The sequence below is a fragment of the Faecalibacterium sp. BIOML-A1 genome, from assembly GCF_009679715.1.
GTDB lineage: Bacteria > Bacillota > Clostridia > Oscillospirales > Ruminococcaceae > Faecalibacterium > Faecalibacterium taiwanense.
Map to the genome: position 1 here is coordinate 87472 of NZ_WKZJ01000002.1, position 20288 is coordinate 107759.

16 protein-coding genes are annotated in these 20288 nt (G+C 57.2%); 12 read left to right on the plus strand and 4 right to left on the minus strand.

Annotated features, from left to right (window positions below):
* Positions 1-25: 25 nt before the first annotated feature.
* The 3 genes from GKG36_RS02665 to GKG36_RS02675 form a co-directional block, all read right to left on the minus strand.
* Positions 26-874 carry a transporter substrate-binding domain-containing protein gene (locus tag GKG36_RS02665; RefSeq protein WP_154258985.1) on the minus strand — a complete coding sequence of 283 codons (849 nt, stop codon included), beginning with the start codon at positions 872-874 and terminating at the stop codon, positions 26-28.
* 137 nt (positions 875-1011) lie between these two features.
* Positions 1012-1824, minus strand: a complete 813-nt coding sequence (locus tag GKG36_RS02670; protein ID WP_005944678.1) for an amino acid ABC transporter ATP-binding protein — start codon at positions 1822-1824, stop codon at positions 1012-1014.
* Positions 1825-1842: 18 nt separating this feature from the next.
* Positions 1843-2526 (minus strand): amino acid ABC transporter permease, encoded by a 684-nt coding sequence (locus tag GKG36_RS02675; RefSeq protein ID WP_154258987.1) that lies wholly within the window; start codon positions 2524-2526, stop codon positions 1843-1845.
* A 217-nt stretch (positions 2527-2743) separates the two neighbouring features.
* Here GKG36_RS02675 and GKG36_RS02680 point away from each other — a divergent pair, with 217 nt between their 5' ends.
* From GKG36_RS02680 to GKG36_RS02735, 12 genes are all read left to right on the plus strand, one after another.
* Positions 2744-3919 (plus strand): NAD(P)H-dependent glycerol-3-phosphate dehydrogenase, encoded by a 1176-nt coding sequence (locus GKG36_RS02680; RefSeq protein ID WP_154258989.1) that lies wholly within the window; start codon positions 2744-2746, stop codon positions 3917-3919.
* Between the two features lie 215 nt (positions 3920-4134).
* Positions 4135-4932, plus strand: coding sequence for a zinc dependent phospholipase C family protein (locus tag GKG36_RS02685; protein WP_154258991.1), 798 nt, complete (start codon positions 4135-4137; stop codon positions 4930-4932).
* Positions 4933-5141: 209 nt separating this feature from the next.
* The gene (locus tag GKG36_RS02690) at positions 5142-6398 is read left to right on the plus strand and encodes an MFS transporter (protein WP_154258993.1); all 1257 of its coding nucleotides are present in this window, start codon (positions 5142-5144) and stop codon (positions 6396-6398) included.
* 651 nt (positions 6399-7049) lie between these two features.
* Positions 7050-9800 (plus strand): insulinase family protein, encoded by a 2751-nt coding sequence (locus GKG36_RS02695; protein WP_154258995.1) that lies wholly within the window; start codon positions 7050-7052, stop codon positions 9798-9800.
* A gap of 377 nt (positions 9801-10177) precedes the next feature.
* Complete coding sequence (gene mgtE, locus GKG36_RS02700; protein ID WP_154258997.1) at positions 10178-11539, plus strand: magnesium transporter; 1362 nt, start codon at positions 10178-10180, stop codon at positions 11537-11539.
* 486 nt (positions 11540-12025) lie between these two features.
* The gene (locus GKG36_RS02705; protein ID WP_097781525.1) at positions 12026-13078 is read left to right on the plus strand and encodes a substrate-binding domain-containing protein; all 1053 of its coding nucleotides are present in this window, start codon (positions 12026-12028) and stop codon (positions 13076-13078) included.
* A 163-nt stretch (positions 13079-13241) separates the two neighbouring features.
* The gene (locus GKG36_RS02710; RefSeq protein ID WP_097775074.1) at positions 13242-14783 is read left to right on the plus strand and encodes a sugar ABC transporter ATP-binding protein; all 1542 of its coding nucleotides are present in this window, start codon (positions 13242-13244) and stop codon (positions 14781-14783) included.
* An 18-nt stretch (positions 14784-14801) separates the two neighbouring features.
* Positions 14802-15800 carry a beta-methylgalactoside transporter gene (locus GKG36_RS02715; RefSeq protein ID WP_173012866.1) on the plus strand — a complete coding sequence of 333 codons (999 nt, stop codon included), beginning with the start codon at positions 14802-14804 and terminating at the stop codon, positions 15798-15800.
* 101 nt (positions 15801-15901) lie between these two features.
* On the plus strand, positions 15902-16222 hold the full coding sequence (locus GKG36_RS02720) for a hypothetical protein (protein ID WP_097781527.1): 321 nt from the start codon (positions 15902-15904) through the stop codon (positions 16220-16222).
* A gap of 100 nt (positions 16223-16322) precedes the next feature.
* Positions 16323-17309, plus strand: a complete 987-nt coding sequence (locus GKG36_RS02725; RefSeq protein ID WP_243145069.1) for a TAXI family TRAP transporter solute-binding subunit — start codon at positions 16323-16325, stop codon at positions 17307-17309.
* Between the two features lie 14 nt (positions 17310-17323).
* The gene (gene gltS, locus GKG36_RS02730; RefSeq protein WP_154259003.1) at positions 17324-18511 is read left to right on the plus strand and encodes a sodium/glutamate symporter; all 1188 of its coding nucleotides are present in this window, start codon (positions 17324-17326) and stop codon (positions 18509-18511) included.
* Positions 18512-18563: 52 nt separating this feature from the next.
* Positions 18564-18767, plus strand: a complete 204-nt coding sequence (locus GKG36_RS02735) for a hypothetical protein (protein WP_097775079.1) — start codon at positions 18564-18566, stop codon at positions 18765-18767.
* A 138-nt stretch (positions 18768-18905) separates the two neighbouring features.
* Here GKG36_RS02735 and GKG36_RS02740 read toward each other — a convergent pair whose 3' ends face one another.
* The gene (locus GKG36_RS02740) at positions 18906-20276 is read right to left on the minus strand and encodes an NCS2 family permease (RefSeq protein WP_120120600.1); all 1371 of its coding nucleotides are present in this window, start codon (positions 20274-20276) and stop codon (positions 18906-18908) included.
* Positions 20277-20288 lie beyond the last annotated feature (12 nt).

Genomic DNA, 20288 nt, shown 5'->3' on the forward strand with positions numbered 1-20288 from the left:
GCAAAGCGGAGGGCATTCAAATGATTCAGTTCTCCGCAGAAATATCCTGACCGAAATACTTCTCGCTCAGCTCCTTCAGGGTGCCGTCGGCACGCAGCTCCTCAATGGCGGTGTTGATGGCATCCAGCAGGGTGGCGCTGGCATCGCCCTTGCGCAGAGGAATGGCAACGTGGGATGCATCCTCGGTCTGGGCCACCAGCTTGAAATCTGCGTCCGGGTGGACGTTCAGGTAATCGTAGAAGGAGACATCAGCGTTCAGGGTGGCGTCGATGCGGCCCGCGGTGAGCAGCTGGATGGTCTCTTCCAGCGTGTCGATGCCCTGCACGGTGGCGCCATAGCTTTCGGCCAGCTCCATGTAGGTGGAAGCCAGACTGTTGGCGGTGGTCTTGCCCTTCAGGTCCTCAAAGCTGGTGATCTCATCGTTATCCTTGCGGACGGCAAGGGCAGTGTGGATGTAGCCATAAGGAGTGGTGAAATCATAGGTCTTGGCGCGCTCGTCGGTCGCTTCCACGCCGTTGCACACGATGTCGTAGCGGCCTGCGTCCAGACCGGCAAACAGGCTGTCCCAGTCGCTTTCGACGTACTCCGGCTCCACGCCCAGCTTTTCGGCAATGGCGCGGGAGACTTCCACATCGTAGCCCACCAGAGTATCGGATTCGTCGTGGTAGCTCCAGGGCTGCCATGCGCCTTCCAGTGCAACGATCAGCTTGCCGCTGGACTGGATGTTGGACAGCTGGTCGCCAGCGGAGGGAGCCACAGATGCAGCAGTACCGGAAGCAGCGGTGCTGCCGGAAGAATTGGAGCAGCCGGACAGAGTCAGCACGCCGGCAGCGGCCATGACGCTCATAAGAGAAATAAAGGTTCTGCGTTTCATAGTTGGATTCCCTTTCCTCTATAAAAATATTTGTGAAATAAACTCCTTCAGGCAAAGAGGGAGACTTTCTGGTTTTGCCTAAGGCCCCATCCCGGAGGGGGCTGTCTGCGAAGCAGACTGGGGGAGTTGGTTAAACCTCACTCGGTGTGAGCGATCTTCCGCAAAAATTCGCGGGTGCGCTCCTCTTTGGGGTTAGCGAAAAACTCATGCGAGGGAGCCTGCTCCACTACCACGCCGTTCTCCATGAAAACGGTCTTGGAGGAAACATTGCGGGCAAAGCCCATCTCGTGGGTGACCACCAGCATGGTCATGCCCTCTTCGGCCAGCTGCCGCATCACGGCCAGCACTTCGCCAGTCAGCTCCGGGTCAAGGGCCGAAGTCGGCTCGTCAAAATAGATGATCTCCGGGTCAGATGCCAGCGCACGGGCAATGGCCACGCGCTGCTGCTGGCCGCCGGAAAGCTGGCGCGGATAGTAGTCGGCTCGGTCGGCAAGGCCCACCTTTTCCAGCATCTTCATGCCAACGGCATCCGCCTGCTCTTTGGGCATTTTGCGGGCAATGATGAGGCCCTCGGTCACGTTCTGCAGGGCAGTCTTGTTGCGGAACAGATTGTAGCTCTGGAACACAAAGGCCGTCTTTTTGCGCAGCCGGGCAATGTCGGCGCGGCTGGCCTGGGCAAGGTCGAACGTCTCACCGTCAAAGGTGAGCTGGCCTGCGTCGGCAGTCTCCAGAAAGTTCAGACAGCGCAGCAGGGTGGTCTTGCCGGAGCCGGAGGGGCCGAGGATGGCCACTACATCGCCCTTTTCCACGGTCAGGTCCACGCCGCGCAGCACCTGCAGCTCGCTGGTCACTTTGCGTGCACCGGGCCGGTGGAAGATGCCTGCCTGCAGGCGGGGCTTTGTGTAGGTGAAAAAGGATTTGTGGACGTTTTTGATCTCTAACATGGACATGGTTGCCACACTCCTTTCTTACTGGAAGCCGTGGGCGTTGAGCCGACGCTCCAGCAGTGCCTGCAGCTTGGTGATGACCGTGCAGAACAGCAGATACACCACGGCCACCTCACAGTAGATGGGCAGGAAGATGTAGGTGCGGGCGGCCACGCGCTGACCGGCCATGAACAGCTCGGCCACCGTGATGTTGGACGCCAGCGAGGTGTCCTTGATCATGCCGATGAGCGAGTTGGAGAGGGCGGGCACTGCGGTGCGCAGGGCCTGCGGCAGCACGATGCGGCGCATGATCTGCCACCAGCTCATGCCCACGCAGTAACCGGCTTCCAGCTGGCCCTGCGGCACGCTTTCCAGTGCACCGCGCATGGTCTCGGCACAGTAGGCACCCTCGTTGAAGGCAAAGGCGATGACCGCAGCAGGGAAAGCGTCCAGCATGATGCCCACGCTGGGCAGACCATAAAAGATGATGAACAGCTGCACCAGCAGCGGCGTGCCGCGGATGACCCAGATGTAGAACCGCGCGATCTGCCGCAGCACCGGCACATTGGCGTACTGCACCAGCGCAACGGCCACGGCAATGATCATGGCAAAAAAGAAGGAGACCAGCGTGAGCGGGATGGTCATGGTAAGGCCTGCCGTAAGGATACGGGGCAGAGCCTCCGCCAGCACGCTGATCGTACGGTTGGAAAGAAATGCTTCAAACATGAAAAATGTTCCCTCAGAACGGTATTCAAATACTTTGTAAATCGTAAGAACAAAGGTATTATAAGGCTTGGAGTGCGCTTGAAGTCAAGGGCTTTTTCTAAAATTCCTACAAAACCTACCAGAATACTATAGCATGAATCCGGATGGAGTGCAAACGGTTTGCTCAAAACGCGTGATGTGTACAAAAACGGACGACCCATCTGGAAAACTTTGTGCAATGCGGCAAGCGGTTGACGGCGCACCGGCTTTCGTGTACAATGAACATAACAAAGCGCACCGGGCTTGGCCCGGCACAGGCGCAAATTCACCGCAGAGGGTGCAGTGCCCTTTGCGCGGTGCAGACACGGAGGACACGAACGTGACGAAGAAAAAAATTGGCGTTCTGGGTGCAGGTACCTGGGGCATGGCTCTGGCACGGATGCTGTGTGTCAGCGGCAATGATGTGCAGGTGTGGTCGGCGCTTCCGGCTGAGGTGGAGAACCTTTCCGCTACGCGGGTGCACCCCAATCTGCCGGGCATGAAGATCCCGGAAGAGCTGCAGTTTACCAAGAGCATTGAGGAAGTGTGCACCGGCAAGGATGTGCTGCTGTTTGCAGTGCCGTCGGTATTTGTGCGCTCCACCACGGCCAAGGCCCGGCCTTACATCCCGGACGGCCAGATCCTTGTGGACGTTGCAAAGGGCATGGAGCCGGACACCTTATATACCATGACTGAGGTCATTGCCGACGAGCTGAACAAAGAGGGTGGCCCCAAAAACGCAAAGCTGGTGGCCCTTTCCGGCCCGACCCATGCGGAGGAGGTGGCGCTGGACATGCCCACCACCATCGTTTCGGCCTGCCCGGATGAAGCCGCTGCCGAGTATGTGCAGGATGTGTTCAGCAACACCTGTATGCGTGTGTACACCAACGCCGACATCAAGGGCGTGGAGCTGAGCGGCGCGCTGAAGAATGTGATTGCGCTGGGTGTTGGCATCTCCACCGGCCTTGGCTACGGCGACAACGCCCGCGCAGCCCTCATCACCCGCGGCATTGCCGAGATCGCCCGGCTGGGCGTGGCCATGGGCTGCAACATCCACACCTTTGCGGGTCTGGCCGGTATCGGCGACCTGATCGTGACGGCGACCAGTATGCACAGCCGCAACAATCGTGCGGGCATTCTGATCGGCAAGGGCAAAAGCCCGGAGCAGGCCGTGAAGGAGGTCGGCATGGTGGTGGAGGGCATCAATGCACTGCCTGCCGCTATGGAGCTGGCAGCAAAGTACAATGTGGAAATGCCCATTGTGCAGACGGTGAACGCCATCGTGAAGGAGGGCATGAGCGCCAGCGACGCGCTGCGCACCCTGATGGACCGCAACCGGAAGAACGAGATGCCGCAGGGCTACGAAAAAGTCTGAATTTTAAGGGAGAAGGCACAGCTGTCTGCAGATGGCTGTGCCTTTTTTGTTGCGCGGCCTGCCCACTGGCCGAAAACACAAAATAATTCAAATTTTTTACCAAAATCAGACGTAAAAGGGTAGAAGGTCGGGAAACTTTCTGCTATACTGAAACAGAACGCAAAAACCGGGGGACGTTTTGTGCACCCTGTCGGAGAGAAAGAGAGGAATCTGCCATGCCGTCAACTTATGCGCACCGCCGCTTTGGCACCAATGTGCTGGAACATCTGCCGGATGAACTGCGTGCTCAGCTGGAACAGAACCGTGAGCTTTACGATATCGGCCTGCATGGGCCGGACCTGCTGTTTTATTACCATGCTGCCAAGTCCAACCCGGTGGGTGCACTGGGCAATGCCATGCACGAGGAGCCGGGGCGGGTCTTTTTTGACCGGGCGCGCAGGGTGGTGCACTGCGAGGCAGACCGGGATGCTGCGCTGGCCTATGCACTGGGTTTTGTCTGCCACTTTGCGCTGGACAGCACCTGCCACCCGTATGTGGAGCAGTTCACCCGGGAAAGCGGCGTGACCCACTGCGAGATCGAGACCGAGTTTGACAACATGCTGCTGCGCCGGGACGGATACGACCCGCTGAAGTTTTTCACAGCCAGCCATATCCACCCGTCGGAACAGAATGCAAAGGCGATCGCGCCCTTTTACGAGGGCATCTCGGAGCAGGTGGCGCTGGACTCGCTCAAGGGCATGATCTCAGTGCACAGGCTGCTGCAGGCATCCAACCCCGTCAAGCGCTGGGTGGTGCTGACCGGCATGAAGGTGGTGGGCAAATACGACATGCTACACGGACTTGTGGCAAACCCGCAGCCGAACCTGAAGTGCGTGGAGAGCGGCAAGCGGCTGGAAGAACTGTATGCGCAGGCGCTTCCGCTGGCAGAAACGCTGATCCTGGAGTTTGTGGCAAAGCTGGACACGGACCAGCCCCTGAGCAAGGCCTTTGACCACACCTTCGGGGAGTTCTGAGCAAGTCGATGCAGGCCAGCAGGGAAAGATGCTGTTTCCCGCTACGACCCTTTTGGTGAAAATGTGTTTGGAGCGCTCCGCAGAGCGCGACAAACACGAAAATAAAAACAAAATTTCCGCTGTAGATGGCCAAAGCGAATGCGGCGGCCATTTTAAATGGTGAAATCTAAAAAGAGGGGGCACCGCCCGGCGGTGCGAGAGGAAACAAGATGAAACATGAAAAATTCAAGGTGACCCCGCTGGAGCGGTCATGGATCCTGTACGATGTGGGCAACTCGGCCTTTGTGCTGATGATCGCCACACTGGTGCCCATTTTCTTTAATGCGCTGGCCGAGGCCGGGGGATTGAGTCCGGTGAACTATCTGGCCTACTGGGGCTATGCAAGCTCGGTGGTCACGGTGATCACGGCAGTGCTGGGGCCGATTTTGGGCACGCTGGCCGATACCAGAGGCTTTAAAAAGCCCATCTTCATGCTCTGCCTGTTCGTGGGCGTGGCAGGCTGCTGTGCTATGGGCCTTGCCACTACATGGCTGCCGTTCCTGATTATCTTCATCCTTGCAAAGATCGGCTTTTCGGGCAGTCTGGTGTTCTACGATTCCATGCTGGGCGATGTGACCACCCCGGAACGCATGGATGTTGTGTCTTCGCAGGGCTATGCATGGGGCTACATTGGCAGCTGCGTGCCCTTTGTGGTGTGTCTGGCGCTGGTGCTGGGCAGCGGGGCCATCGGCCTGAGCCAGATGACCGCCCTTTCCGTGGCGCTGCTCATCACCGCTGTGTGGTGGCTGAGCACCACCCTGCCGCTGCTGCGGAGCTATAAGCAGATCAACTATGTGGAGGTAGAGCAGCACGCCATCCGGCAGAGCTTTGTGCGTATCGGCCACACCCTCAAGCATCTGCGCGAGGATAAGCAGGTGTTCTGGTTCTTGCTGGCCTTCTTCTGCTACATCGACGGCGTGTATACCATCATCGATATGGCCACCGCCTACGGCACGGCACTGGGGCTGGAGACCACCGGCCTTTTGCTTGCCCTGCTGGTAACGCAGATCGTGGCCTTCCCTTCGGCGCTGATCTTTGGTCGGCTGAGTGCAAAATACCCGTCCAGCCAGCTTATCCCGGTCTGCATCGCAGCCTACACCGGCATTGCGGTGTTTGCCTTCTTCCTGACCAGCCAGTGGCAGTTCTGGGTGCTGGCCGTGCTGGTGGGCATGTTCCAGGGCGGCGTGCAGGCACTGAGCCGCAGCCACTTTGCCAAGATCATCCCGGCTGAAAAATCCGGCGAATACTTTGGCCTGTTCGACATCTGCGGCAAGGGCGCGTCCTTCCTTGGCACCATGATCGTGAGCGTGGGCAGCCAGCTGACCGGCAGCGCCAATGTGGGCATTGGGATGCTGGCGCTGCTGTTTGCAGTGGGCTTTGTGCTGTTCCGGGTGTCCTGCCGGACTGAGGGCGCAAAGCAGGTGTAAAAAATACGATTTAAAATTGCCGACGCTTTCACTTTGGCAATATCAGAGGAAATATTATTTTATAATTTTGCAAACAAGCCAGCCCTGCGGGGCCGGCTTGTTTCCTTTTTCACGGGAAGGGCGCAATGGCAAACGGCATATTGCCGCTGTCAGCCGCGCAGCAGATAAAGCACAAACTTACCCGTACAGCTCGTCGCGTAAGCGACTCGAAATCGGCGGAACACAAAAAATCCTTTAGCGCAGCGATTTGGATTTTTTGTATGGAGCCTAACTGCTTTGGGGTCTAAAAGGGGCGAGCAGCCCCTTTTTCATGGATCCAGCGCGTTGAAATCGCTGTGACCTTGCTGTGCTGAACACACAGCATTTGCTGCGCAAACCGGTCTGCGGCTTAAAAGCCCCACTGGGGCTTTCATGCCCTGCGGGCACCGCCGTCCTTTCTGGTTCTCTTTTGCAACCAAAAGAGAACATACCTGGCGGTAATGCTTTTTACAAAAGGCATTAAACTCAATCTGCGCGAAAACGCTCTGAACGGGAAGCAAATCATCAAAAACCGTTCTTCTGGTTATAATTAACAAACCTGTAATTGTGTTTTTTGCCCTCGAATGATACAATAGTGTCAAACGATTTCAAAACCACAAAGGAGAAAACGAAATGGAACGATTTCCCGGTTATACCCTCGTGCGTACCGAGGACTGCCCTGAACAGCACGGAACCCTGACCGTGCTTACCCACGATGTGAGCGGTGCCACGGTGCTGCTGGTGGAAAATGAGGATACCAACAAGGCGTTTGGCATCGGCTTTGGCACCTTCCCGTCCGATGACACCGGCGTGTTCCACATTCTGGAGCACTCGGTGCTGGCAGGCAGCGAAAAATACCCGGTGACCTCGCCGTTCTTGCAGCTGCTCAAAAGCAGCATGGCATCTTTCCTGAATGCGATGACCTTCCCGGATAAGACGGTCTACCCGTTCGCTACGCCCAATGAGACCGACTTCAAAAACCTGATGGATGTCTACCTGAACGCGGTGTTCTGCCCGCTGGCCATGGTGGACAAGAGCGTGTTTGAACAGGAGGGCTGGCACCGCAGTGCCGACGGCATCGTGAGCGGAGTGGTGTACAACGAGATGCAGGGAGCTCTGGCTGCACCGGATGCTCAGTTGGAAAATGCACTGGAACGGGCCATGTTCCCGGATACGGCCTACGGCTTTGTTTCCGGCGGCGACCCGGCCAGCATCCCGGCGTTGACCTATGAAAAGTATAAGCGGGTATATCACCGCCACTACAGCGCCGACAACTGCTGCATTACCCTCTATGGCAAAATGGATATGGCTGAAAAGCTGGAACTGCTGGACAGGGATTATCTCTCCAAAATGCCCAAGGGCACCAGCCGTCCGCAGCTGACCGTGCAGCACGAGCAGGCGGGTGCCTGCGTGGAACTGCCCTACTATACCGAAAACCCGGAGCCGGACGAGGTGCAGTGTGCTCTGGCATGGTACACCGGTGCCTTTGCAGACCTGGAGCGGCAGCTGGGCGTGGAGATCCTGCTGGATGCCCTGCTTGGCACCAATAACTCCCCGCTGAAGGCGGCGCTGCTGGCCGAAAAGCTGGGCGCAGATATTGACATTGGCTTTGACGACAGCACCCTGCAGCCGGTGCTGGAACTGGTGCTGCGCGGTGCCACCGAGGAGAGCGCCCGCAAGTTTGCTGCCGCTGTGCGCAAGGCGGTGGACGGCATTCTGGCCGAGGGCATCCCGCAGGAACTGCTGTTGGCTTCGCTGAACGCAGCAGAGTTTGCATCGCTGGAGCGCCCGGGCACCCTGCCAGACGGCGTGCTGGATGCCATCAATGCTTCTACTGGCTGGCTGCACACCGGCGACCCCGCCCTGCTGCTGCACACGGACAGGCTGTTTGCTTCCCTGCGGGAAAAGATGGCCGATGGCTGGTTCAATGAACTGCTGCGTGAGCTGTTTGCACCGGCTCCGGTGCAGGTGGTGCAGGTGCCCACCCTGCCTAAAAAGGAGGAGGACGAACCCATCCGCACCGACGGCAAGCTTGCGCTGGAGCACCCGCTGACCGTTGCCGACCTTGGCGACGGAGCAAGGACGGCCCCAGGCGAGCGGGAACTTCTGGCTGGCGCGCAGCTGGTGCATCACCCTTCGGCAGGCAGCCTGTACCTGAACTTCTACTATGACCTTGGCAATGTGAAGCCTGAGGACATGCCGTATCTGGACCTGCTGACCGATGTGCTGGACGAGCTGGACAGCGCCGAACACACCGCTCAGCAACTGAACACTCTGCGCAGCACATGGCTGGGCGACAGCCGCACCCAGCTGGACATCTGGACTGGGCGGCAGGAGGGTGCACCCTGCCATGCCAAGCTGAGCCTGTGCCTGAGCCTGCTGGAACGCAGTCTGGAAAAGGCTGTGGAGCTGGGCGGCGAATGGCTGTATGATACCATCCTTACCGGCCCGGCGGCAGAAGCTGCTTTTGCACGGGTGCTGAGCCAGCAGAAGTTGAACATGGAACAGCAGTTCATCCAGCAGGGCAATGTATACGCAGCCACCCGTGCCAGTGCCCACTACACGGTGGACGGTGCGGTGAGTGAACGCTGCAGCGGTGTGAGCTATTACAAGTTCTTGTGCGGCGTGCAGGAGCGCGGCAATTGGGCAGCACTGGGTGAAAAGCTGGATGCCCTGCGCACAGAGGTGCTGCAGCACGCGGAGCTGACGGTCAGCCTGTACGGCAGCGAGGATGCCCTTGCAAAGCTGCGCACTCTGCTGCCGGACAGCCGCTTTGCTGCCGAGGACCGCGCTGCGGCGAAGCCCTATGTGGAGCCGCTGACACCGCCGGTGAACGAAGCGTTTATCATTGACGGCGGTGTGAACTACGATGTACAGGTATGGCCCATGGAGCGCCGCAGCGACCGCAAGGCGCTGGCCCGCGTGATGAGCTACGAATACCTGTGGCACAACATCCGCGAGGTGGGCGGCGCTTACGGCACCGGAATGCTCTCCTCGGACGGCGTGGAATACCTGTACACCTACCGCGACCCCCATGTAAAGGAAAGCTACGACACCTTTGCAAAAGGTCCGGCAGAACTGGCAGCACGGGAGTACACCGAAAAAGACCTGAACGATTTTATTGTGGGTACTGTGGCCAAGCTGGACACCCCCCGCAAGCCGCGTGCTGAGGCCCGCGAGACGGACCGCCGGTATTTCTGCGGCATCACTGATGAAATGGTGGCGGCAGACCGCAAGGCCTTGTGTGCGGTGGATGCCGCACTGCTGAAGGAGCAGGCCGCAGAGCTGGGTGCCGCCATGGCAAACGGCGTGCGGGTGGTGTTTGGCAGCAAGGAAGCTGTGGAAGCTGCAAAAGAAATGTTTGATACGGTAGAGACCCTGTAAGCAAAGAGCCTTCCATCCCGCCCGGAACATGCTCTGACAGGATAAAAGTGCCTGATGATACGAAAAATGTCATCGGGCACTTTTACTTTTTGTAAAGAAACGGAAAAATTTAAAAAGCAGGGTTGACGCGGCAAAAAAGCAGTGGTAAAGTAATGGGCGGAAAAGGCAAAAAGTGTCTTTTTACAACAGGAAAACGAGGTGGTTGTCATGGAACCTGCTGGCAGTAGCAGCAGTCTTTCTCCCCGATTATTTTATATGATGGCAGCCGCCGTTTCTGCTTTGCGCAGACCCTGCTGTGTGTGAATGCACACGGTGCATGTTTGCGTTCCCTGAAAAGAAGAAACGAGAGCTGCCACTGAAAAGGAGGCAGCTTTTTTATGTCTGAAATCTCGATCGATACCCTCAAGACCATGCTGGCAAATCTGGACGATGCCAAGAAATACCAGAGCCTGCGGGATGTGATGGAAACTCTGCCCGCGCCCGACCTTGCGGCGGTATTTGAGGATCTGCCTGCAGAAAAGCTCCCGGTGCTGTTCCGTCTGTGCCCGAAGGATCTGGCCGCAGATGTGTTCACCGAACTGGCCCCTGAGACCCAGCAGAAGCTGATCGACGGCCTGACCGATACCGAGCTGAAGGCTGTTGTGGACGAACTGTTCGTGGACGATGCCACCGACCTTGTGGAGGAAATGCCTGCCAACGTGGTCAAGCGTATTCTGGGTCAGGCCGACCCCACCACCCGCCGCATGATCAATGAGCTGCTCAAGTACCCGGAGGACTCGGCCGGCGGCGTGATGACCACCGAGCTGATGGAGCTGCGGCCGGACATGACCGTGGCACAGGCTATGGAGGCCATCCGCAGGAATGGCTTTGACAAGGAGACCATCAACAACTGCTATGTGACCGATGACAGCCGCAGGCTGATCGGCGTGGTGTCCCTGCGGGCGCTGGTGCTGGCAAAGAACACAGAAGAGCCTATCAAGGACCTGATGGATTCCAATGTGGTCAGCGTGAGCACCACCACCGATCAGGAGGATGTTTCCAACCTGTTCGAGAAATACGGCTTTCTGGCTATTCCGGTGGTGGACGCGGAAAACCGGCTGGTGGGCATCGTGACCATTGACGATGCTATCAGCATCCTGCAGGACGAGGCCAGCGAAGATATTGCAAAGATGAACGCAATCGGCCCCTCCGACAAGCCCTACTTCAAGCAGAGTATGTGGGACCTGTACAAGAGCCGTGCGCCGTGGCTGCTGTTTTTAATGATCAGCGCCACCTTCTCCAGCATGGTCATCCGCGGATACGAGGACGCACTGGCCGCTGTGACCGTGCTGACCGCCTACATCCCCATGCTGACCGACGCAGGCGGCAACGCGGGCAGCCAGAGCACTTCCACCATCATCCGCGGCATGGCAGTGGGCGACATCCAGCCCCGCGATCTGCCCCGCATCCTGTGGCGCGAGAGCCGCGTGGCCTTGCTGTGCGGCGGCACGCTGGCCGTATGCAACTTTGTAAAGCTGCTGGTGTTTGACCGCATCGCGGCTCCGGTGGCGCTGGTGGTGTGCCTGACTTTGATCTGCACCATCCTGCTCTCGCAGATCATCGGCGGCATTCTGCCGGTGGCGGCAGAAAAGCTGCATGTGGATCCGGCCGTGATGGCTTCACCCCTGATCACCACCATTGTGGATACCACCACGCTGCTGATCTACTTCAACATTGCAAAGATGCTGCTGCATCTGTAAAAGATACTCGGATCGGAATGCCCGGAGGCTCAGGAAAGCTTCCGGGCATTTTCTTTGCAAAAGGCGGGCGGCAGGAACCGGGAATGACAGGCGATTTTCAGAAAATTTCAGAAATGAAGCGAAAAAATGCGGAAGAACAGGGATGAACTATTCCTGAAAATATTTTTCAAGATATACAAGAAATAAAAAAGCTGCAAAAACCGGACGATGCAACATTTTGTAATCTTTTTGAGAGAAAAATGACATAATTTTTTTGCTTTTGTAGGGAGGTTGCAAATGTATGAAAAATTGTGATGTTTCGAGAAAAGAAATTGGCGAGCCCAAAAAGCATTTGTTGAAATAGCACAAAAGAACTCCTTCAATCTTGTGAACTTGTTCTCTTGAACAGTGGGGTGCTGCAAGGGTATAATACGAACAGGAATTACAGGTGCATGCAAGATTGCTCCTGTGAAAATGCTGAGATACGAATTGAAGGAGAACATTATTATGAAAATGATTTCGCGTCGTGACTTCCTGAAGGCATCTGCTGTTGTTGGTGCAACTGCTGCTATGACCGCCTGCGGCGGCTCTTCCAGCACCTCTACTGCGGCTTCTTCTGTTGCTGCATCTTCTGCTGCTGCTTCCAGCGCTGCTGCAACCAACGGTTCCGCAAACATCGGCGTGTGCATCTATCAGTTTGCTGATAACTTCATGACCCTGTACCGCTCCGATCTGGAAGAGTACCTGAAGGACATGGGCTACTCCGTCACCATCATGGACGGCAAGAACGACCAGAACACCCAGACCGAGCAGATCAACACCTTCCTGCAGCAGGGCGTGGACGTGCTGGTCATCAACCCTGTCCAGACCACTTCCGCACAGACCATCGTTGATACCGTCAAGCCCTCTGAGACTCCTATCGTCTTCATCAACCGTGAGCCCGACAAGAGCGTTCTGGACTCCTACGCAGACAAGTGCTGCTACGTTGGTGCTGACGCACGTCAGTCCGGTACTTATCAGGGCGAGCTGATCCTGGAGACCGAGACTCAGGGCGATATCAACGGCGACGGCAAGATTACCTACATTATGTGCAAGGGCGACCCCGAGAACATCGATGCTCAGTACCGCACCGAGTACTCCATCAAGGCTCTGACCGATGCAGGCAAGGAAGTTGAGTGCCTGTACGAGTACCTGGACAACTGGGATCAGACCACCGCTCAGCAGGACGTTGCAAACGCTCTGTCTCAGTACGGCGATAAGATCGAAGTCGTCTTCTGCAACAACGACGCAATGGCACTGGGCGCTCTGCAGTCCATCCAGCAGGCAAGCCGCACCGTCGGCAAGGACATCTATCTGGTCGGCGTCGATGCTCTGGCAGAGGCTGTTCAGGACGTTCTGGATGGCAACATGACCGGTACCGTGCTGAACGACGACGTGGGTCAGGCTACCGCAGCTGCTGAGGCTACCAAGCTGTACGTTGAAGGCTCCAAGGTTGAGCAGTACTACTGGGTCGACTATGTGAAGGTGACCAAGGACAACGCTTCCGAGTACGTGAAGTAAGACCAAAGTTTTCCTGAAACAATGCAAGGTGCGCAGTGGACCTTGACGGCTTGAGCAAAGCTATAAAGCGCGTGCGTGCGAGAAATATTCTCCGCGCACGCGCCTTGTTTTGAAAAAAGGTTTTTCTGCGGCCTTATAATAAACGACAAGGAGGCTCTGCGGAATGTCAGAATACCGTCTGGTAATGAAAGGCGTGGTCAAGACCTTCCCCGGCGTCAAAGCGCTGGATCACGCCCAGTTGGAGCTTCGCCCCGGTAAGGTCATGGCGCTGATGGGTGAAAACGGCGCCGGTAAGTCCACACTGATGAAATGCATGTTTGGCATTTACAAGATGGACGAGGGCGAAATTGAATACGAGGGCGAAAAAGTTACCATCACCACCCCTCTGGATGCACTGAACCGCGGCATTGCCATGGTGCATCAGGAACTGCAGCCGATCCCGGCACGTACTGTGGCCGAGAACATCTGGCTGGGCCGCTACCCCACCAAAAAGTACGGTCCTATTACGGTGGTGGATCACGCCAAAATGTACAAGGATACGGAGGAGCTGCTGAAAAAGCTGAAGCTGGAGATCAATCCCCGTGCAAAGCTTGGCTCTCTGAGCATCGCACAGATGCAGATGGTGGAAATTGCAAAGGCTGTTTCCGCAAACTGCAAGGTGCTGATCCTGGACGAGCCCACTTCCTCGCTGACCGCAAACGAAGTTGAGTCGCTGTTCCGCATCATGCGCGAGCTGAAGGCTCTGGGCGTGGCACTGGTCTATATCAGCCACAAGATGGACGAGATCAAGGTGATCGCGGACGAAGTCACCATCATGCGCGATGGCCAGTACATCGGTAAGTGGGACGTTGCCAACATGACCAAGGAGCAGATCATTGCAAAGATGGTCGGCCGTGAGCTGTCGAACCTGTATCCCCCGCTGGAGAACCATCCCTCGGACGAGGTGATGATGAAGGTGGAGGACTTTACATCCATCCATCCGCGTTCCTTCCGCCACTGCAGCTTCGAGATCAAAAAAGGCGAGATTCTGGGCGTGGCCGGTCTGGTGGGCGCACAGCGCACCGAGCTGATGGAAGGCATCTTCGGCCTGCGTGCCCATACCTCCGGTAAGGTGTGGATCAAGGGCGAAGAGGTGAACATCAAGCAGCCCCGCGACGCCATCCAGAAGAGCGTGGCTCTGCTGACCGAGGACCGCCGTGCCACCGGCATCATGGGTGTGCTGAGTGTTGCGGATAACATCTCCATTGCATCGCTGGATGCCCTGCGCAAGGGCCCCATCATGCTGGACAACAAGAAGATCCTGGATCTGGTGGCTACCAACAAGGAAAAAATGGCCATCAAGGTGCCCAGCCCCAAGACCCAGATCAAGAGCCTTTCCGGCGGCAACCAGCAGAAGGTGCTGATCGCCCGGTGGCTGGCCAACAACCCCGATGTGCTCATTCTGGACGAGCCTACCCGCGGCATCGACGTCGGTGCAAAGTATGAAATTTACTGCATCATCGCCGATCTGGCCAAGCAGGGCAAGAGCATTATCATGATTTCCTCTGAAATGAGCGAGATCATCGGTATGTCCAACCGTGTCATGGTCATGTGCGATGGCCGTATCACCGGCTTTATCGACGGCAAGGACGCCACGCAGGAGAACATCATGGCGCTGGCTACCCAGTTCGAGACCGCACCTGACGCAGCTGCGGCAAATCAGTAATTAAGGAGGCTGTCTATCGTGGAAGCTACCAAAAAATTGAATGGCAAGGCTGTGGGCAAGTGGCTCAGCAACAACGCCATTATCATGATGATGCTGGCCATCACTCTGATCGTTGGCATCATTCACCCCAACTTCTTCTCCGGCACCAACATGATCAACCTGTTCAAGAACGTGTCCATCCGCTACATCATCGCTCTGGGCATTTCCGGCTGCCTGATCACTACCGGTAACGACCTGTCCGCTGGCCGTCTGGCTGGTTTTGCCGCATGTCTGGCCTGCATTTTTGCGCAGACCGAGGGCGCATCCGGTAAGTTCTACCCCAACATGCACACCCTGTCCACCCCCGTGGTGTTCATTCTGGTCATTGCCATCTGCGCCATCGTGGGTCTGTGCAACGGTCTGGTGGTCAGCTACCTGAAGGTGCAGCCCTTCATTGCTACCTTGGGTATGCAGCAGGTGGTCTACGGTATCTGCCTGGTGTACACCGGCGGTACCCCCATCGGCTCTTTGAACAAAAACTTCACCTCTCTGGCCTCCAACACCATCATCGGTGTGCCTGTGCTGATCTGGATCGCTCTGATCGTGGCCGGGTGCTTCTGGTTCCTGTACAACAAGACCCGTCACGGCAAGTACATGTACGCCATCGGCGGCAACGAAGCTGCTGCTGAGGTGGCCGGTGTCAACGTCAACGCCACCAAGATCCGCATCTACATCCTGGCTTCCTGCATGTTCGGTCTGGCAGGCTGCCTGCTGGCTGCAAAGTCCGGCGGCGCATCCGTCAACACCGCACAGGGCTATGAGCTGGACGCCATCGCAGCCTGCACCATCGGCGGTGTTTCCACCACCGGCGGTGTCGGCACTGTGCCCGGCGTTCTGGTCGGCGTTCTGGTCTTTGAACTGATGAAGGTGGCTCTGCAGTTCATGAACGTGAACTCCTCCTACACCTACATCGTTCAGGGCCTGGTCATCATTGTGGCTGTGGCCATCGATATCCGCAAGTATCTGGCAAAGAAGTAAGAGCTTTTTCTGTGGGTCGTCTGCTTTTGGGCAGGCGGCCCGCTTTTTTTATTTGCATTTGTGTGGTATCATAAAGAAAAACACCATCAGGAGGTGTGCTTATGGCACAGGAAAACCGAACAAGGGAGCAGTTCACAGAGGAGCTTGCCCGGCGGGAAGCTGCCCTTGCGGCCCGGGAAGAACAGCTTGCACAGGAGCAGGCAGAGTTGGCCGCGCAGAAGGCGGATTTTGAGGAGGGCAAAAAGAGCCTGCTCAACAACGGTGACAAGAATTTTGTGAATGCGAAAGAAAAAATGTACGACCATTTTCCGCTGACCGTGCACCAGATGGATATTATCATCGGGGTACTGTTTGCACTGATCGCACTGTTCCTTGTGCTGGGCGTGACCCACACCAGCTTCTTCGGGCTGTTCGGAGGGTAAGAACATTCCTTTTCTGCAGCAGGTGATTGCATTTCACCCGCAATATGCGTATAATTTAGGATAAAAGCTCTGCCGCACTGCGGCGGCAGGAAGAGGAGTGGTGATCTTGAAAAAGAAATGGCTCGCGGCGGTGCTGGCCGGAGCTTTGCTGGCAGCAGCACTGCTGAGCGGATGCTCGTCGGTGGAGACCGTTAAACGGCTACGCTTCGGCGTGGCTGGCGAGGGCGGCATCTACCGGGAGTTCGGTGAGCGGTTCGCAGCATTGGAAAATGAGACGGATAACGGGCAGGTGGAGCTGAAGGCTACCGCCGGTTCCGCAGCGAACCTGCGTCTGCTGGCCGGCGAATACCTGCAGCTGGCCATTGCACAGGCAGACCTTGTGCAGGATGCCTATGACCAGACCGGCATCTTTGCCAACGAGGAGGAAAGCCGGGGCTTTGGTGCCGTGGCGGCGCTGTACACCGAGATCTGTCAGGTGGTGGTGCGGGCGGATTCCGACATCCAGTCCATTGAGGACCTGCATGGCAGGACGGTGAGCATTGGCGCGGAGGAATCCGGTTCGGAGCAGAACGCGCGGCAGATCTTATCTGCCTATGGTCTGAACGACAAGATGGTGAGCATGGTAAACCTGAACTATGAGGATGCCGCTGCCCAGCTGAAGGCGGGCAGGGTGGATGCCATCTTTATGACAGTGGGCGCACCCAGCCCGGTGCTGACCGCTCTGGCAGGCGAGTGCGGCATCCGGCTGCTGAAGGTAGACGGTGCGGCAGCACAGCGCCTGCAGAGCGCTTACAGCGCCTACAGCGGCGTTACGCTGCCGGCAGGCACCTATCCCGGACAGACGGAAAAGGTGCAGACGGTGGGCGTGAAAGCCGTTCTGCTGGCCAGCAACGCGCTGCCTGCAAAGCAGGTGCAGCAGCTGACACAGCTTCTGTTCTCCAGCCGGGAAGGGCTGGAAGAGCAGCTGGGCATCCCGCTGGACCCGGAGGAAAACGCAGTAGAGGGCGTTGACATCCCGTTTCATGCGGGTGCGGCCGCATATTATAAGGCGGCAGGAATTACGGTCGATGAAGCGGCTGGGAACTGAGGGAAAGTAGAGCAATGAAGATCGAATTGGATATGTATCAGACACTGGCCGTTGCTGTGCTGGTGCTGATGCTGGGCAAATTTTTGCGGGAAAGGGTGCAGGTGCTGGAACGTTTCTGCATTCCGGCTCCGGTCATTGGCGGCGTGCTGTTCGCCATTTTTACCTGTGTGTGCTATGTGACCGGCGTTGCCGAGTTTGCATTTGATGATATTCTAAAGGAAGTCTGCATGGTGATGTTTTTCACCTCGGTGGGCTTCCAGGCAAACCTCAAGGTGCTGAAAAGCGGTGGAAGAGCGATGATCGTGTTTCTGGGCGTGGTCATCGTGCTGATCGTCAGCCAGAAGTTTGTAGCCGTGGGGCTGGCAAAGCTGCTGAGCGTGGATGCGCTGGTGGGCCTTTGCACCGGTTCCATCCCCATGGTGGGCGGTCACGGCACCGCCGGTGCCTTTGGCCCGGTGCTGGAGGACTTTGGCATTCAGGGGGCCACCACCCTGTGTACGGCAGCGGCCACCTATGGCCTGATCGCGGGCAGCATGATGGGCGGCCCCATCGGTAAGATGCTCATTGAGCGGCACAACCTGCTGGCCACGGTGGTGCCGGAGGATGACAGCCTGCTGGTGGAAGAAGAAATGAAGCACGAGCGCCACACCACCATGTACCCGGCGGCAAGCTTCCAGCTGATCGTCGCCATGGGCATCGGCACGGTGCTGTCCAGACTCCTGAGCCTGACGGGCATGACCTTCCCCATCTATATCGGTGCCATGATCGCGGCGGCCATCATCCGCAATGTGGGTGAGTATGGCGGCGGCTACACCGTGTATATGGGCGAGATCAATGACATTGGCGGCATCTGCCTTTCGTTGTTCCTGGGCATGGCTATGATCACCCTGAAGCTGTGGCAGCTGGCAGAGCTGGCCCTGCCGCTGATCGTGCTGCTGGCTGGGCAGACCCTGTTCATGATTCTGTATGTGGTGCTGGTAGTGTTCAACATCATGGGCCGCGATTACGACGCGGCGGTGATCGTATCCGGCACCTGCGGCTTTGGCATGGGCGCAACGCCCAACGCTATGGCCAACATGCAGGCCATCTGCGATAAATATTCGCCCTCGGTCAAGGCGTATCTGCTGATCCCGCTGGTGGGCAGTCTGTTTGCGGACTTTTTGAACAGTCTGGTCATTACGGTGTTCATCAATTTTATCTGAAGCTGATCTTTACAGTTCGGGCGGGCTTCCGCACCGGGAAAGGAGACGTGCAATGTCGCTTTATCACCATCTGAAAACGTGGCTCGGAAAAAAGCGGGAGCATCCCCATGAGGAAGAAACCGTGGCCTTGCCGGAAATCCATACCGGCAAGGTGGCACATCATACGGATGCGGACGGCACTCCGGCGGCAGATAAGCCGATCCACTACGATAACGTGGCTATCCCGGAAGTGCATATCCACCCGCGGCGCAAATAACCCCGATTGCTAAAAAAGAATAGTTCCACGCCGGACAGCCCGGAGCGAATGCGCAGGCTGTTCCGGATCACAGGAAGCAGAAAAGCTCCCGTCCATCATCAGGACGGGAGCTTTTTTGCTTGCGGTAAGATCAGCGGCTTAGAGGAACACGTACTTGAGGATGAACAGCACGGTCAGCACATACATCAGGGGGCTGATCTTCTTTTCCTTGGCCTTGCCGGTGACCAGATTAATCAGGGTCCAGGAGATGACGCCGATGGCGATGCCCTCAGAAATGCTGTAGGCAGTGGGCATGGCCAGAATGGTCAGGAAGGCGGGGATGCCCTCGCTGGGGTCATTGAAGTCGATCTTGACGGCGGAACCCATCATGTAGAAGCCCACGATGATCAGGGCCGGAGCCGTTGCAAAGGACGGGATGGTGAGGAACAGAGGGCTGAAGATGGTGGCCAGCAGGAACAGGATGCCGGTGGTCATAGCGGTCAGACCGGTGCGGCCGCCCTCGGTAACGCCGGAAGCACTCTCGACGAAGGTGGTGGTGGTGGAAGTGCCCAGCACAGCGCCTGCGCAGGTGGCGATGGAGTCGGCCATCAGTGCGCCCTTGATGTGGGGCAGCTTGCCGTCCTCGTCCAGCATGTCGGCCTTGGAGGCAACACCGATCAGGGTGCCCAGAGTATCGAACAGGTCAACGAACAGGAAGGAGAACATGACGGCGAAGAAGTTCAGGATGCCAACGCCGGAGAAGTCGGTCTTGAATACCTGACCGAAGGTCTTGCCCAGCGCGGAGAAGTCGAAGCTAACGAAGGCGGTGGGGATAACGGAGTACATGCCTGCGTCGGGGTTGGGAACATAGATGCCGGCGATCTCGCAGAGGATGCCCAGCACCCATGTGATAAGGATGCCGTACAGGATGCCGCCCTTGACCTTCTTTACCAGCAGGATGGCGGTGATCACGATACCCAACAGGGCAAGGATCGCGCCCATGCCCACGCTGGAGAAGGTGTCGCCCTTGAAGTGCTGGTAGGTGACGAGGGTGGAATCGCTGTTGACGATCAGCTTTGCGTTCTGCAGACCAACGAAAGCAACGAACAGGCCGATGCCCACGCTGACGGCGCTCTTCAGGGTCATGGGGATGGCATTGAAGATGCCCTCACGGACATTGGTGAGGGACAGCACGATGAAGATGATGCCCTCTACAAAGACGGCCATCAGGGCCAACTGCCAGCTGTAGCCCATGGTGAGAACGACCGTGTAGGAGAAGTAGGCGTTCAGGCCCATGCCGGGTGCCAGTGCAAACGGATAGTTGGCAAGCAGAGCCATAAGCGCAGTGCCAACAAAGGATGCCAGCGCGGTGGCGATCAGAACGGCTTCCGAATCCATGCCGGAAGCAGAAAGGATGTTGGGATTGACCGCAAGGATGTAAGCCATGGTCATGAAGGTGGTGATACCTGCCATGATCTCGGTCTTGACATCGGTGTGGTTCTCCTTCAGATGAAAGATGTTTTCTAACATGAGGAACCTCCT